A 13452-nucleotide genomic window follows, 5' to 3' on the forward strand; every position below is an offset into this window, starting at 1 on the left:
GAATTTGATGAGCGCCTGCGGATGGATATCACGTATATCGAGCGACGTTGCTTGCGGTTGGATATTCAAATATTCGTTCGCACGCTTTTTTCGGTTCTTCAGCAAGAAGGCGCTTATTGAAATCACTTTGTGGCCATTGTTCACTGCCAATCCGAAAAGCAAGAAAGCGCCAATTTTTTAACATTTAATGAATTGGTGGAATGGTTCGATGTAGTGGTACCTTTTTCTTATATCTGTCACATATATCCAGTGAGATAATTATTAGCAGATATACAGTTTTTATATTTTATTAAGATTACTACACAAGTAATCAGGAGGACGGTCAATGGAATTTCGCCTTTATCTCCAAATGCTCCGGCGTAGTTGGTGGATAATTTTTTTAACTGCCTTTTCTGCGTTGATCATTGCGCTCGGGTTTGTCTATTTCGCAACCCCCATCTACCGCGCCTCTACGCTGCTCATCGTCAGCCCCAATATTGAAGCCATCGGGGATGAAAATCAATACCAGATCGTTAGCAGCCTGGTCGCGTTGGACAAACGCTCAATTGTAGGCACATACGCTGAAATTCTGAATAGCGGAACAGTCTACAATAACACGCTTACAAAAATGGGCCTCGGCATTGAAAGTATGATCGACTATGAATACTTTACGGTGGTGCTTCCGGATGCCAATATTCTTGAGCTCGCCGTGGAGGGGCCGAATCCGGCAACCGTAACTGTGCTTGCCAATAGCCTCAGCCAGAGTGCGGTTGAATATATTTCTGATCTCTACACAGTTTACGATATTGATATTCTGGATGCAGCCACGCAACCCATAAAGCCAGTCCGCCCACAGCCTGTGCGCGATGCTGCCCTGGCTTTCACATTGGGCCTATTGCTTGGCGCCGTGCTGGCTATTGTTCGAGAACAGTTACGCACACCCCTGGAAGCGCTACTGGAACGGACACAGGTTGACGGCATCTCCCAGGCATATAACCGCCGCTATTTCACCGATCAGCTTGATTCGCTCACGGGAAAATCTCCCGATATCCTGGTTGCACTGGGGCTGGTTAAGCTAGATGGCCTGAGCAACTATTTGACAGTTCTGCCGCAGCCGGTCATTCAACAACTATTGCGCCAAATTACCGCAATCATGCGAAAAGAATTACGCGGAAATGATATTATCGGCCGTTGGGATGATGTTACCTTCTCAATTATGTTGCCAGACACACCCGGAAAAGCAGCATATAGCACGCTTGGCCGCGTCCAGATGGCGCTCTCGACCCCCATGCGTTTTAGCCATGATGGCGAGGTGATATTACTTAGCCCCAAGGTTGGCATTGGGGAACGCCTACAAGGCGACGGAGCTACGGTTCTCGTTGAACGCGCCGAAGGCGCTCTAGATGAAGCGGAACACGATGAAAGTGGTTTGATCTTGTTTAAGACGCGCGCATTGATCGGGTTCTAGCCCCAATGGCAAATCACGCCCATTTACCAGCACCCACGCGAGAGGTCGCCCTGTGAACGTCTCTTCTACCAACCAATCCAACCCCTGGCTTCAGATCATGTATGCCCTGATTGGGATTGGCGTAGGCGTGGGTGCTGGTTTTCTTGTATTCACTACTCCCGATACGCTCAAACTTTTTGTAATCATCATCGGCGCTTTCGCCTTCATTGTTTCTGTGGCGCGCGTCGAATGGGGGCTATTGGTGCTGGCATTTATGGTGTACACCAATATCTCCGATATTGCCATTGTATTCCACGGGGCGCCATCGGTAACAAAATCTTTTGTCTTCTTGCTCTTGTTCGCAATTTTGATGCGCTGGATTGCTTATAACGAAAAACCCAACGGCTGGCAACGTGCTTTAGCGCTGCTCGCCGGTTATGGGATAGTAGGTTTCGCATCTATTTTGTACGCCGCCAGCCCAGAGCGCTCACAAGATGCCCTCGAATTGTATATCAAGAACGCAATGATTGTGGTTGTAGTCGTGATTCTTTTGCAACGCGCCGTAACACTTCGGCGCGTTATTTGGGCTTTGCTGATTGCAGGTATTTTCTTGGGGACACTTACGGTTATTCAATATGCCACAGGCACATACGGCAATAATTACTTCGGTTTTGCGCAAACCAGTGCGGCAGTTCTCGTCGGAGCATCCAGCACGAACCGCGTTAGCGGGCCGATTAACGACCCTAATTATTACGCGTTAATCATGACAGTGCTGGTTCCACTGGCGCTGGACCGGGTTTGGCACGAGAAAAATCGCTGGATGCGGATTCTTTCCGTGTGGGCGTTTGGAGCGACGGTGGCCGCAGTGATACTGACTTACTCGCGCAGCGGATTCGTCACCCTGGTGGCGGTCATCGGATTGATGTTACTCTACCGCACCCCAAATCTGAAAAATTTACTCATTTTGTTAATGCTTGGGGTGATGCTATTTCAATTTATCCCTACACAATATACTGAACGTCTTGAATCGATGTTATCTTTCCTGCCGGGTTCCGGCAGCAGCCTGCGCGAGGACGAAGCCGTTCGCGGGCGCACTAGTGAACTGCTGGTCGGTTGGAATATGTTCCTGGACAACCCGGTTTTGGGTGTTGGCTACGATAATTACCCGATTCATTATCAGGCCTATTCGCGCCAGGTGGGTCTTGATCCGCGCGCAACCGAACGCTCAGCGCATAATTTATATATTGAAATTCTCGCTGAAACCGGCATTGTCGGACTAATATTTTTTCTGGCAATTGTGATTATCACTTTGCGCGATATCTATTGGAGCGCTAAAAATCTTCAAGCACAAGGTCTGCGCGACACAGCCGATATGGCAACTGCGGTGGGGGTAAGTCTGCTGGGTTATTTATTGGCATCGGTTTTCATTCATGATGCCTACCAACGATATTTCTGGTTAATCGTTGGCATTGCGATGGCGATTCCTAAAATGGCGAAAAACGAAATCGCTGTTCAAAAAGTAGCCACGCAAAAATCCTAATTCCCCACCATGACATCGGAAGCTGACACGCGTTCGGCCTTTGTAAAGAAAAAAGCCATACAGGGGACATTTTGGTCATATCTTTCTTTTATCATCGGTAAACTGCTCTCTTTCGCCACGACCATCATTTTGGCGCGCTTGTTGCTGCCCGAAGAATTTGGTCTGGTCGGCTACGCCACTGTTGTGATCGATTATCTCGATGTACTCAATACGCTGGGCATGGGCACCGCCATCATTTCCCGCAAAGATCGCATTGAAGAAGCCTCCAATATCGCTTTTTACAGCAGCACAATTCTGAGCATTGTGCTCTATCTCCTTGCCTGGGTGGCAGCCCCCTTCGCAGCCGCCTATTTTAGCGAACCAGCAGTAACGCCGCTATTGCGCGTGATTGCACTCACCCTGCCAATTTACGCGCTCGGCGCGATCCCCGGAGCGCATATCCAAAAGAATTTGCGCTTCAAAATCAAAATCATCCCCGATTTCAGCCGAAGTTTTAGTAAAGGGCTGGTATCGGTTGTGCTCGCCTGGGCTGGTTTTGGCGTTTGGAGTCTGATCTGGGGGCAAATTGTCAGCGCTTTTATCGTTGTCATTCTGAATTGGATCTTGGGCAAATGGCGGCCTACGCGCGTCTTCGATCGCCAGGTATCCAAAGAAATGCTCACTTTCGGCGGACATATTGTGGCCATCGGTTTTATCGGTGTGCTGCTCAACAATGTAGACTATTTGATAGTAGGCCGGGTATTGGGTGCTGCAGCATTGGGCTACTACACGCTGGCCTACCGCATGCCCGAATTGGTGATCCGCACCATCAACCTGGGTGTAGACCGGGTTGCCCACCCCATTCTCTCAACCCTGCAGTGGGATCAAGAACAACTACGCAGCGTTTACCGCAATTACCTGCGTTATACATCGCTGGCAATTCTGCCTGCGGGCGTGGGGCTGGCAATCCTTTCAGCTCCCATTATTCGCATATTCTATTCCAGCGAATGGCTTGCCTCGATTCCTGTTATGCGCTGGATCGCCATCGCCGTAATGGTTGGCGCGCTGGGGCATATTCCCGGCGTGCTCTACAAAGCCATCAACCGGCCCGATATTCTAAACAAATTGGCCCTCATCAAACTGCCGCTAACCATCGCGATATTATGGTACGGCTCGCGCTGGGGTATTGTTGGTGTCGCGCTGGGGCATGTGCTGCTGGCCTTTATTAAAGTCACCCTCGATACGGTGGTCGCCGGGCGCTTCGTCAATTTCGGCTTGTGGCAGGTATTCAAAACCATCTCGCCCGCGTTTTGGGGCGCCATCATCATGGGGGCTGCCATCCTGCCGTTGCATCTAATCCCCAATTTTTCCGATATTCCCAAACTCATCACAGCCATAATTCTTGGGGCGGGTGTTTTTATCGCGATTGTTTACTGGCTTGACCCAACTTTGATTCACAAGAGCAAATCCATGTTACGCGGCGTATTTCAGAAATAAAGGCATATCCCTGTGAGACGGTTAGATCATCCCCGCGTGAGTGCGATCATCACCACCTATAACTGCCAGGCATTCATCAGCGACGCGATTACCAGCGTACTTTCGCAAACGCGGCCCGTCGATGAATTCATCATCGTCGATGACGGTTCCACCGATGCCACGCGCACCGTCATCCAGCGTTTCTCTGGTTACGGTATCCAACTCATCACGCAAGAAAATCAGGGGCCGGGCGCGGCGCGCAATACCGGCATCCGGGCTTCCAGCGGGGATCTGATCGCCTTTTTGGATTGCGACGACATCTGGCTGCCCCATAAAACGCAGGTTCAGGCGGATTATTTAAAAGGATGGCCGCGGGACTCGCTCGTAGGTGCCCATAGCTGGTGGTGGAATACCTACTCCGATGTGTGGACTGTAAAACGACGCGGCATCCCTCGAGGCAAAGACAAAGCCCCGGAGATTCTGATCCACAACTTTGTCGGCAACCCGTCGGCCACCCTGTTCCGCCGCGAACTCTTCGAGCAGGTCGGCATCTTCGATGAATCCCTGCACTGGGGCGAAGATTGGGAACTGTGGATGCGCATCCTGCAACAGCTTGAGATGGGTTTCATCCCCGAACCGCTCATTATCTACCGCTGGCATAGCGGCAATATTTCACACGAACGCATGTGGGAGCGCTTCACTTATCTGGAAAATATCGCCCTGACGCAAATTGGGGCATATCCTCATCGAATCCAACGCCTGTTTCTGCAAGGACGAGCCAAAGCGCGCTGGGCGCTGGAGCGAAGCTGGCATCTGCGTTCCCGTAACGCGCCGCGTATCAGGCGGCTTGGCTATCTCGGACGTGCTTTCTTATATTCCCCCTTTGAACAACTCGGCGAAAAATTTAAATTGCTCATCTCGACTGTCCTCGGCACAACAAAGTATCGCGCGCTGCAAGATTTGATGGCGCGGCGCGGATCAGGCAAATCCGCCGCGCGGGCCGACAAAGACCTAAATAAACCGGATTGCCGGACGTTGCTCAAGCCCGCGCCAGGCCTGTCGTATTCATTCTGTTCACCCGAGAAAGCCGAATAATTATGTATATCGCCCACATGATCGACAGCCTGACGGTGGGGGGCGCGCAAACGCTAATTCTTACGTTCGCCAAAGCTTTAAGGGAAATCAATACCGAAAGTTCTATCCAGCACAAGTTTGCCGTCATCAATCTGGGTTATTCCACCATCCAAAAAAGCCTCGAAGACCAGGGAGCGGTTGTCTTTACGCTGGAAAGTGATCGCTTGATCAGCCCCAAAGAAAACCTGGCCTTATTGGGCATTTTACGGCGCGAAAAATTTGATGCGGTCCACTCCCATCTGACGCGCTCAAATATCCTGGGCGCTGTGCTCGGATCGCTGATGGGAATCCCATCGGTTTGCACATTGCACTCAACCAGCGAAGATCCGCGTCATCATAACCCCAAACGATATCAACTGGAAACCTGGGCCTTACAAAATTTTGCGCACAAAGTTTTTGCTGTGGGGCATTCGGTGGCGCAGGTGCATCAGGCCAGGTTCCAGTCCAAAACGATTGAAATTCTACTTAACCCTGTCGATGAGATTCCAGAGATTGCGCCCAAGGCGCGCCTCCGGTTGCGCGCGGCATTATCCGGTGATGCCCGACGCCCGCTGATTATCGCCGTAGGGCGTTTACTACCACCAAAAGGTTATCAAGATTTAATATCTGCTTTTGCAATTCTGCGAAAAACACACCCGGAGGCTTTTCTGGCGATTGCTGGCAAAGGGTTCCTGCAAGACGATCTGGCGCAACAGATTGAGCGCAGCGGCTTACACGGCCACGCCCGGCTGCTAGGCAACCGCGAGGATGTGCCCGCGCTGTTGAAAGCCGCCGATATTTTTGCCAGTTCTTCGCATTGGGAGGGCCTGCCCCTGGCAATCCTGGAGGCTATGTCCGCGGGTTTGCCGATTGTTGCCACCGATGTCGGTGATATTGCCCACATCGTGAACGCGCAACGCGGATTGGTCGTGCCCCCTCACAAACCCAAAGCTATCGCAGATGCACTCGCCCAATTATTATCCGACCCCGATCAAAGGCGCGCATTCGGCAAAGCTGGCATGGTTTACGTTGCCCGTGAGCACAATGCCCTGGCATGGACACAATACCTGCTTGACACATACGAAGCCATCCAATACGATCGAAGCGTCCGCAATTTATTGCGGTAAAATTGTGGCACTATTACGAGCCGTATTTCGGGAGACAAATAATGAGCGGGAAGAAACTTCTCAATTTAATTAAACGTGCATCTTCGCACCTGGAACAATATCGCGCAAATTTATCCGATACCCTGCATCTTTCACCCAAAGATTTAGCCTGGAAAGTTCGTTGGCGCATGAAGCACGACCGCAATCCACTCTTTATCCAGATTCAAGACAAATATGCGGTGAAAGACTATGCCCAGGCGCGCGGCATCCGCACAGCCGAGTTGTACTACGTCACCGAGCAACCCGATAGCATCCCCTTCGACACGCTGCCCGAAAACTTTTTTATCCGGGCAAACCACGGCTGCGGCTGGAATATCCTTTGCAAAGAAGGCATAATTTACTACTACAAAAGTGGTGAAGACCTCGGCAACCGCGATATGTCCAAATACATCATCACGCAGAATGATTGTATCCAATTCTGCAAAACCTGGCTGAATTCGATCTATTCAAAAAGCCAGTGGGCATACCAACACATCAAGCCCCGTATCATTGTTGAAGAATTACTCATGCCGCGCGTTGGCGATGTATTGATTGATTATCGTTGTTTTACATTCAATGGCAAGGTCATCGCCATCAATGAAGATTCGCCGCTGCACAATATGGTCGAAGGCGTATTTGTGGATGCCAACTGGCAACCCTTTGATATTCCTAAACATATTGAGAAACCCCCTGTACCATTTCCTGAGAGACCCGAAACCCTGGATGAAATCGTAGCTGCGGCAGAAACGCTCGGCCAGGGGCTTGATTTTGCCCGTATCGATATTTATGACACCACCCGCGGCATTACACTCGGAGAAATCACGATCTACCCCTGGGGAGGCGAACTCAACACCCCTACCACTGACCCCGAGTTTAACCAATGGCTTGGCGATCATTGGGCGCTGCCAGAGCAGCATTAAACAACACAATTTCAACGCGAATTGCGCGAATGAACGAAAATCGCGAATAAAAAATTAGGAAATATTGGCGGAATTCGCCTATGCTCTCTGTGGCAAAAACCTGTTTGGTTCCGGGTTAGTTTATATCATGAAAGAAAACCTCAGCGTTGTGATGCTGGTCAATGAATTCCCGCCGCTCAAGGTTGGCGGCGGCGAACGACAGGCCGAACAACTTTCCATGCAACTGGTCAGGCAGGGGCTTATCGTCGGCGTGATCACTCGCGGCACGCAAGGCTTGCCAGATTATGAAACGCGCGACGGTTTTTGGGTGCAACGCATCCAGCCGCGCGGCGCGGGTAAGCTAAAATCGCTCAGTTTTTTGTTTGGAACTATGCGACAGCTCTGGCAGCGGCGCAGCGACTATCATATTATCCATGCGCACCTCGCCTTCACCCCGGCGATTGCTGCCGCGCTTACCGGAAAACTGCTGCGCAAACCGGTGATCGTCAAATTTGGCAACAGCGGCGAATTCGGTGACGTACAGGTTTCACAAGCCACGCGCCGCGGGCGCGTCAAACTAGCCTTGTTGCGGCGTTGGGGCAAGCGTTTTATCGCCCTGGATCAAGCCATGCACGCTGAATTATTGAACGCCGGTTTTGACCCTCAACGCGTGCAGCGCATGGACAACGGCGTTGATGCCGTGCAATTCCAACCCGCAGATGATCGCCAATTCCATAAAGCTGAACTCGGTCTGAGCGGGAAAACTGTGTTGCTTTTTATTGGCCGTCTTGAGGCGCAAAAATCGCTGCCATTGCTGATCGAGAGCTTCCACACGCTGTCGCAATCCCGCCCCAAAGTTTTTTTACTGCTGGTCGGTGACGGCCCCGACCGCCCGGCGCTGGCCGCGCAAATCTTGGCATTGGGATTGCGCGAGCAGGTGCGCTTCGTCGGCAACATCCGTGATGTGCGCCCGTATCTGGCCGCCAGCGATATTTTTGTACTGCCCTCCGTCTCAGAAGGCATGTCAAACGCGCTGCTAGAAGCCATGTCGAGCGGGTTGGCCTGCGTAGTCACCCGCGTTGGCAACGCCGCCGAAATGCTGCAAAATGGCGCCTGCGGCGTGCTGGTCGAACCAGGCAATCCGCACAATCTCAGCGGCGCATTCAACATGCTGCTCCAAAATCCAAAACGCTTACACACATTCGGCCAGAAAGCGCGCCAGCGCGTCGAAGAGCATTATGCCATCCAGATTGTCGGGCGCAAATACCAGGCGCTGTATGAAGAGTTGCTCCATGCGAATTCTGTATTTCATTGACAGCCTTAAAGTCGGCGGAGCAGAGGTTTTGCTGCGCAATTTGGCTACAGGCGTGCTCGCGGCGGGACACGAAATCCATATAGGTTATTGCACCCCCGGCCCGCTGGAGAACGACTTCCAGCGCATGGGCATCAACCTTTATCGCCTGCCGCACCGGTGGCGGGTTGATCCGCGCTTGTTGCTGCGCATGTACCAACTTGTACGCCGTCTCCGTCCGGATGTCGTTCACACCCACCTCTTCAAGAGCGATCTCCACGGGCGGCTGGCGGGGCGCATGGGCAACGCAGGGCGGGTTATTTCCACATTGCATAGCACAGACCCCTGGGCGGCAAAATTTCCGCTGGGGCGCATCTACGGCGCCACGGCGCGCTTTGCCGATATTTTGATAGCCGTTTCAGATGAGGTCAAAGCGTATCACATCCGCATGACAGGCGTGCCGCCGGAAAAAATTATCAGCATTGCGAATGGAATTGATATACAGAGATTCGCCGCGCGGCCCAAAGTGGGCAGCCATTTTCGGGCGCAGTATAATATCCCGCGGGACGCGTTGCTCCTGGGGGCGGTCGGGAGGCTGGTCCCCGACAAAGGGCACAGCGATTTCTTACGAGCCGCGGCCCTAATTGCGGAATCACACCCCCGAGTTTGGTTCATGTTAGTTGGGGATGGACCACTCCGAGCGAGTCTTGAACGTCAAACTGAGGCAGCAGGTATCCGCCCCCGGGTAGTGTTCACCGGTCTCATCGAAGAGATTCCCGCCGCCATGCAAGCCCTGGATATACTCGTCTTCTCTTCCCTGCGCGAAGGTCTGCCGCTAACCCTGCTCGAAGGCATGGCGGCCTCCAAGCCGGTTGTCGCAACCCAGGTCGGCGGCATCGGCGGCGTGCTAAAAAACGGCGTGAGCGGCTGGCTGGTGCCCGCTGGCGACGCGTCTGCATTGGCTCATGCTTGCCTGCGTCTGATTGAAGCCCCGGTGCAAATCGCCCAGATGGGCAAAGCGGCGCAACAGTGCGTCGAGGTCGAGTACACGCTGGAGCGCATGGTCGCGCAAACGCTGCAACTTTACACGAAAACCCTATGACCCCAAAGAAAATTCGCGTTTTTGAAATCGGGAAATCGACTGCCGGTGTAGGCGAGTATTTGCGCTGGCTGGCAGCGGGATTGGACAAAACCCAATTTGCGTTAACATTCGCCTGCATGTCCGAAGGTGGAGATGCTTTGGCCGCGAAGTTGGCGCAAATCGAGGGCGTGACAGCTTTCAGCATCCCCATGAATCGTTACAAAATCGCTCCGCTCTCCGACTTGCGTGCTTTGCTGCGCTTGAGGCGCGAGATACGGAGAGGCAATTTTGATTTGATCCATGCCCATGCCTCCAAGCCGGGGTTTATGGCGCGGTTGGCGGCGATTGGCACAGGCATTCCGGCGATCTATTCTCCGCATTGTTTCGCATTTCACGCGGGCGCGCATTCGCTCGCGGCGCGGGGAATCGCGTTTTTTGAGCGCGGCGCGGCACGCTGGCTGACCAGTAAAATCATTGCCGTGGCGCACGCTGAAGTTGTGTTAGCCCAACGCTATCGGGTCGGCAGCACAGAACAGTTCATCACCATTCATAGCGGCATTGACACAGCTCCCTTTGATATCCCGGTGCAAAAAGCTGCTGCGCGAGACGACCTGAATATTCCACCGGATGTGCCGCTGGTCGGCGCGGTGGGGCGCATGAGTCGGCAAAAAAATCCCTTGCTCTTTGTTCAGGCTGCAGCGTTAATTCACGCCCGGCTTCCCCAGGCTCATTTCATCTGGGTTGGCGACGGCCCGCTGATGGCCGCCGCAAAATCGCTGGCAGTTGAGTCTGGGTTGACAAAAATCCTGCACTTCCCCGGAAAGCGTAACGATATTCCTGAGCTGCTGGGCGCGTTAGATTTATTTGTGTTACCATCAGATTGGGAAGCATTCCCACTGACCATCCTTGAAGCCATGGCTGCCCGCCTGCCGGTGGTAGCCACCGACGTAATGGGTATTCCCGAAATTGTAATTCCCGGTAAAACCGGGCTGCTCGTCCCACCAAATGATGCCCCTGCCCTTGCAAATGCCATCATACAACTATTGGCCAACCCCAACCACGCCAAAATCATGGGCGAATGTGGTCGCCAGCACGTGGAAAGCGCATTTTCACGCCAACAAATGATCCGAAGTATCGCAGAAGCGTACCAAAGGACTGTTGCATAATCGCATAGAGTGGTGGATAATTATTGTACAAAAGGGCTGCCAATTTTTTAAGGAGAAAGACAAATGAAGAAACTTTTTGCCCTCACCTCCGCCATACTTGTAATTACATTTCTGATTTCTCCTGCCTATGCGCAGGATGATCAACCCCCGCCCGCAGATGAACCTGCCCAGGAAGTAGACCTTCCCACAGTTCAAAGCGGAGACGAGATTTATTTCAATCTGCTCGATTACACCGAAGAAGTGCTGTACGGACCATTCGACACCTTCACCTATACTTTTTCATTGCCAGCCAACTGGGAAATAACCCAGGCCGGTGAAGTCCGTTTGGCGATCAAAATTTTTACCGTGGGTGAAAACGCAGTCGGCGCTACGGCAGATTCTGCCGCTGATACGCTGGCAGCGCAATTAGAGAACACAATCGATGGGTCGTTGCAGGTATTTTTCAACGACCAGGTTCTCGACACAATTTTGCTCGAACAAAGTGGCGAACGCGTGGTAACGATCCCGATACCGCTGGAAACCATTGAGGCACTGGAACCCGGAAGAGATCACCAACTGATTGTAGAACTGGATGCCGGTGGAAGTTGCGACGAATTTGACCTGCGCACACGGGTTGCTATTCACCCCTATTCGTTGTTCAATTTCCCACATACGATCAACACCCCGACAACCGATCTGGCTTTGTTACCTCGGCCGATTTTCCAAAACTCATTCTTGCCCGATCAAGCTTTACTCATTGTCCCGGACAATCCCAGCATCAGCGAATTACAGGCAGCTTTTACCGTCGCCAGTGGTTTTGGTACGCTTACTGGCGGTCGCCTTGAATTAGCGCTGCGCTCAAACAGTCAGGTCACCCCCGACGAATTAGGGCAAAATCATCTCATTTTCGTGGGCAAACCGGCAAGTCTTTCCTTGCTCGGTTCAGTTGCCTTCCCCGTGGAGCCGGGCGAAAGCGCGTTGGGTTCACAAGGCGCTCAGACCGGCGATGGCATCATCGAGATGGCCGTTTCTCCGTGGAATTCAAACTACGTCGCCTTATTGGCAACCGGCATTGACGATATGGGTGTACTCAAAGCGGCTGCCGCCGTCAGTTCGGGTCAAATTCTAACTGGCGACCAGGAAAATTTTGTCATCGTTGCCAATATTGCCCCGGCCGCAGCCAATATCGAACAACGTCTCGATCAGACTTTTGCCGATCTGGGCTATGCCGACAGAAAACTCTGGCGCGTTGGCTATAGCGTCACCGAATACGAGTTTTATCTGCCCCCTGGACAAGTTCTGGACAATAACGCTTATCTCGATTTGCTCTTCAGTCACTCCAAATTGATGAACTACGATCTTTCGGGCATGGTTGTCACCATGAATGGCAAAGATATTGGCAGCATCAAATTCAACGATGACAATGCCGACTATAACCAGATACGCATCAATATTCCGCCAACAACAACCTATCCGGGCTACAATAAAGTTCGCGTCAGCGCCGAGCTAATTCCTCAAGATTATTGTATCGACCCGCGCCTCGGCAGCACCTGGGTGCGCATCTGGCCCGAAAGCACGCTTCATATCCCGACCAGCCCTCAAGTCGTCTCCACGGCGCAAAGTTTCGGTTTGGATACATATCCGGCCCCCTATTCGCTGCATCCGCTGCTCAGCTCGACCGCCCTCATCGTTCCGGCGGGCGACCCCGCAGCCTGGGAAGTAGCCGCAAAAGTGGCCTTCGATCTTGGCAATCAAGCTGATCCTGCAATTACAGATTTATCAGCCGCCTTTGCTGATTCTGTTCCCGATGAAATTCTCGGCGGCAGGAATCTAATTCTCGTAGGTTTGCCCTCCTCCCTGGCGCTGCTCAGTGAAGTCAACAGCGCGCTACCGGCTCCGCTGGATATGAACAGCAACACCATCACAAAAAATGTACTGGAAGTGGATTATCGCATCCCGACGGGCAGCAGTGTGGGCTACCTTGAAATCATCACATCGCCCTGGAACGCCGACCATGTGCTTCTGGCTGTGCTGGGCAGCAACGTCACTGGCTTGCAATTAGCCGGAGACGCGCTCAGCAACCCCGAGTTGCGCACTGGCCTGGCTGGTAATTTCTCAATTGTCGTCAACGACCAAATTCTCAGCGCCGACACTCGTGAAATTGCTGCCTATGAAGTTCCCCAAGCGGGAGATGCTGCTGAAGAAACCGCGCTCACCGATCTCATGCCAGAAACCCCTGTACAAGGCCGCGCGCCGTGGATATTGCCCACCATGGCCGGTGTTCTGGTTCTGATATTAATTGTGATCGCCATCGCGGCTTCTGGCTGGTGGCGACAACGTCGACAGAACGCATAAAC

The 13452-nt window shown here is 52.6% G+C and carries 11 protein-coding genes; all 11 read left to right on the plus strand.

The features are described from left to right. The coding region (locus HN413_10030; protein MBT3390738.1) for a sugar transferase at positions 1 to 120 on the plus strand (120 nt) is incomplete at its 5' end. Positions 121 to 325: 205 nt separating this feature from the next. After that, positions 326 to 1447: a diguanylate cyclase gene (locus HN413_10035; GenBank protein MBT3390739.1), complete on the plus strand. Its 1122-nt coding sequence runs from the start codon at positions 326 to 328 to the stop codon at positions 1445 to 1447. Between the two features lie 52 nt (positions 1448 to 1499). After that, positions 1500 to 2966: a hypothetical protein gene (locus HN413_10040; protein ID MBT3390740.1), complete on the plus strand. Its 1467-nt coding sequence runs from the start codon at positions 1500 to 1502 to the stop codon at positions 2964 to 2966. 9 nt (positions 2967 to 2975) lie between these two features. Next, entirely contained in the window at positions 2976 to 4442 is a 1467-nt protein-coding gene (locus HN413_10045; protein ID MBT3390741.1) for a lipopolysaccharide biosynthesis protein, read from the plus strand. 12 nt (positions 4443 to 4454) lie between these two features. Then, the gene (locus HN413_10050; protein MBT3390742.1) at positions 4455 to 5516 is read left to right on the plus strand and encodes a glycosyltransferase; all 1062 of its coding nucleotides are present in this window, start codon (positions 4455 to 4457) and stop codon (positions 5514 to 5516) included. 2 nt (positions 5517 to 5518) lie between these two features. After that, complete coding sequence (locus HN413_10055; protein ID MBT3390743.1) at positions 5519 to 6661, plus strand: glycosyltransferase; 1143 nt, start codon at positions 5519 to 5521, stop codon at positions 6659 to 6661. A 41-nt stretch (positions 6662 to 6702) separates the two neighbouring features. Further along, a complete protein-coding gene (locus HN413_10060) occupies positions 6703 to 7599 on the plus strand; it encodes a hypothetical protein (protein MBT3390744.1) in 897 nt (298 codons plus the stop codon). A gap of 127 nt (positions 7600 to 7726) precedes the next feature. Continuing rightward, positions 7727 to 8893 (plus strand): glycosyltransferase family 4 protein, encoded by a 1167-nt coding sequence (locus HN413_10065; GenBank protein ID MBT3390745.1) that lies wholly within the window; start codon positions 7727 to 7729, stop codon positions 8891 to 8893. Further along, positions 8871 to 9971 (plus strand): glycosyltransferase, encoded by a 1101-nt coding sequence (locus HN413_10070; protein MBT3390746.1) that lies wholly within the window; start codon positions 8871 to 8873, stop codon positions 9969 to 9971. Before HN413_10065 ends, HN413_10070 begins: the two co-directional genes overlap by 23 nt. Then, complete coding sequence (locus HN413_10075; GenBank protein MBT3390747.1) at positions 9968 to 11116, plus strand: glycosyltransferase family 4 protein; 1149 nt, start codon at positions 9968 to 9970, stop codon at positions 11114 to 11116. Before HN413_10070 ends, HN413_10075 begins: the two co-directional genes overlap by 4 nt. Before the next feature lie 63 nt (positions 11117 to 11179). Next, positions 11180 to 13450 carry a hypothetical protein gene (locus tag HN413_10080; GenBank protein ID MBT3390748.1) on the plus strand — a complete coding sequence of 757 codons (2271 nt, stop codon included), beginning with the start codon at positions 11180 to 11182 and terminating at the stop codon, positions 13448 to 13450. The last annotated feature ends 2 nt before the right edge of the window (positions 13451 to 13452 follow it).

It is taken from the genome of Chloroflexota bacterium, assembly GCA_018648225.1.
GTDB lineage: Bacteria > Chloroflexota > Anaerolineae > Anaerolineales > UBA11858 > NIOZ-UU35.

What these genes read in the sequence shown, in the direction of transcription:
- HN413_10035 (MBT3390739.1), top strand. Translation starts at nt 326, where the DNA reads ATGGAATTTCGCCTTTATCTCCAAATGCTCCGGCGTAGTTGGTGGATA.
- HN413_10045 (MBT3390741.1), top strand. Translation starts at nt 2,976, where the DNA reads ATGACATCGGAAGCTGACACGCGTTCGGCCTTTGTAAAGAAAAAAGCC.
- HN413_10055 (MBT3390743.1), top strand. Translation starts at nt 5,519, where the DNA reads ATGTATATCGCCCACATGATCGACAGCCTGACGGTGGGGGGCGCGCAA.
- HN413_10060 (MBT3390744.1), top strand. Translation starts at nt 6,703, where the DNA reads ATGAGCGGGAAGAAACTTCTCAATTTAATTAAACGTGCATCTTCGCAC.
- HN413_10065 (MBT3390745.1), top strand. Translation starts at nt 7,727, where the DNA reads ATGAAAGAAAACCTCAGCGTTGTGATGCTGGTCAATGAATTCCCGCCG.
- HN413_10070 (MBT3390746.1), top strand. Translation starts at nt 8,871, where the DNA reads ATGCGAATTCTGTATTTCATTGACAGCCTTAAAGTCGGCGGAGCAGAG.
- HN413_10075 (MBT3390747.1), top strand. Translation starts at nt 9,968, where the DNA reads ATGACCCCAAAGAAAATTCGCGTTTTTGAAATCGGGAAATCGACTGCC.
- HN413_10080 (MBT3390748.1), top strand. Translation starts at nt 11,180, where the DNA reads ATGAAGAAACTTTTTGCCCTCACCTCCGCCATACTTGTAATTACATTT.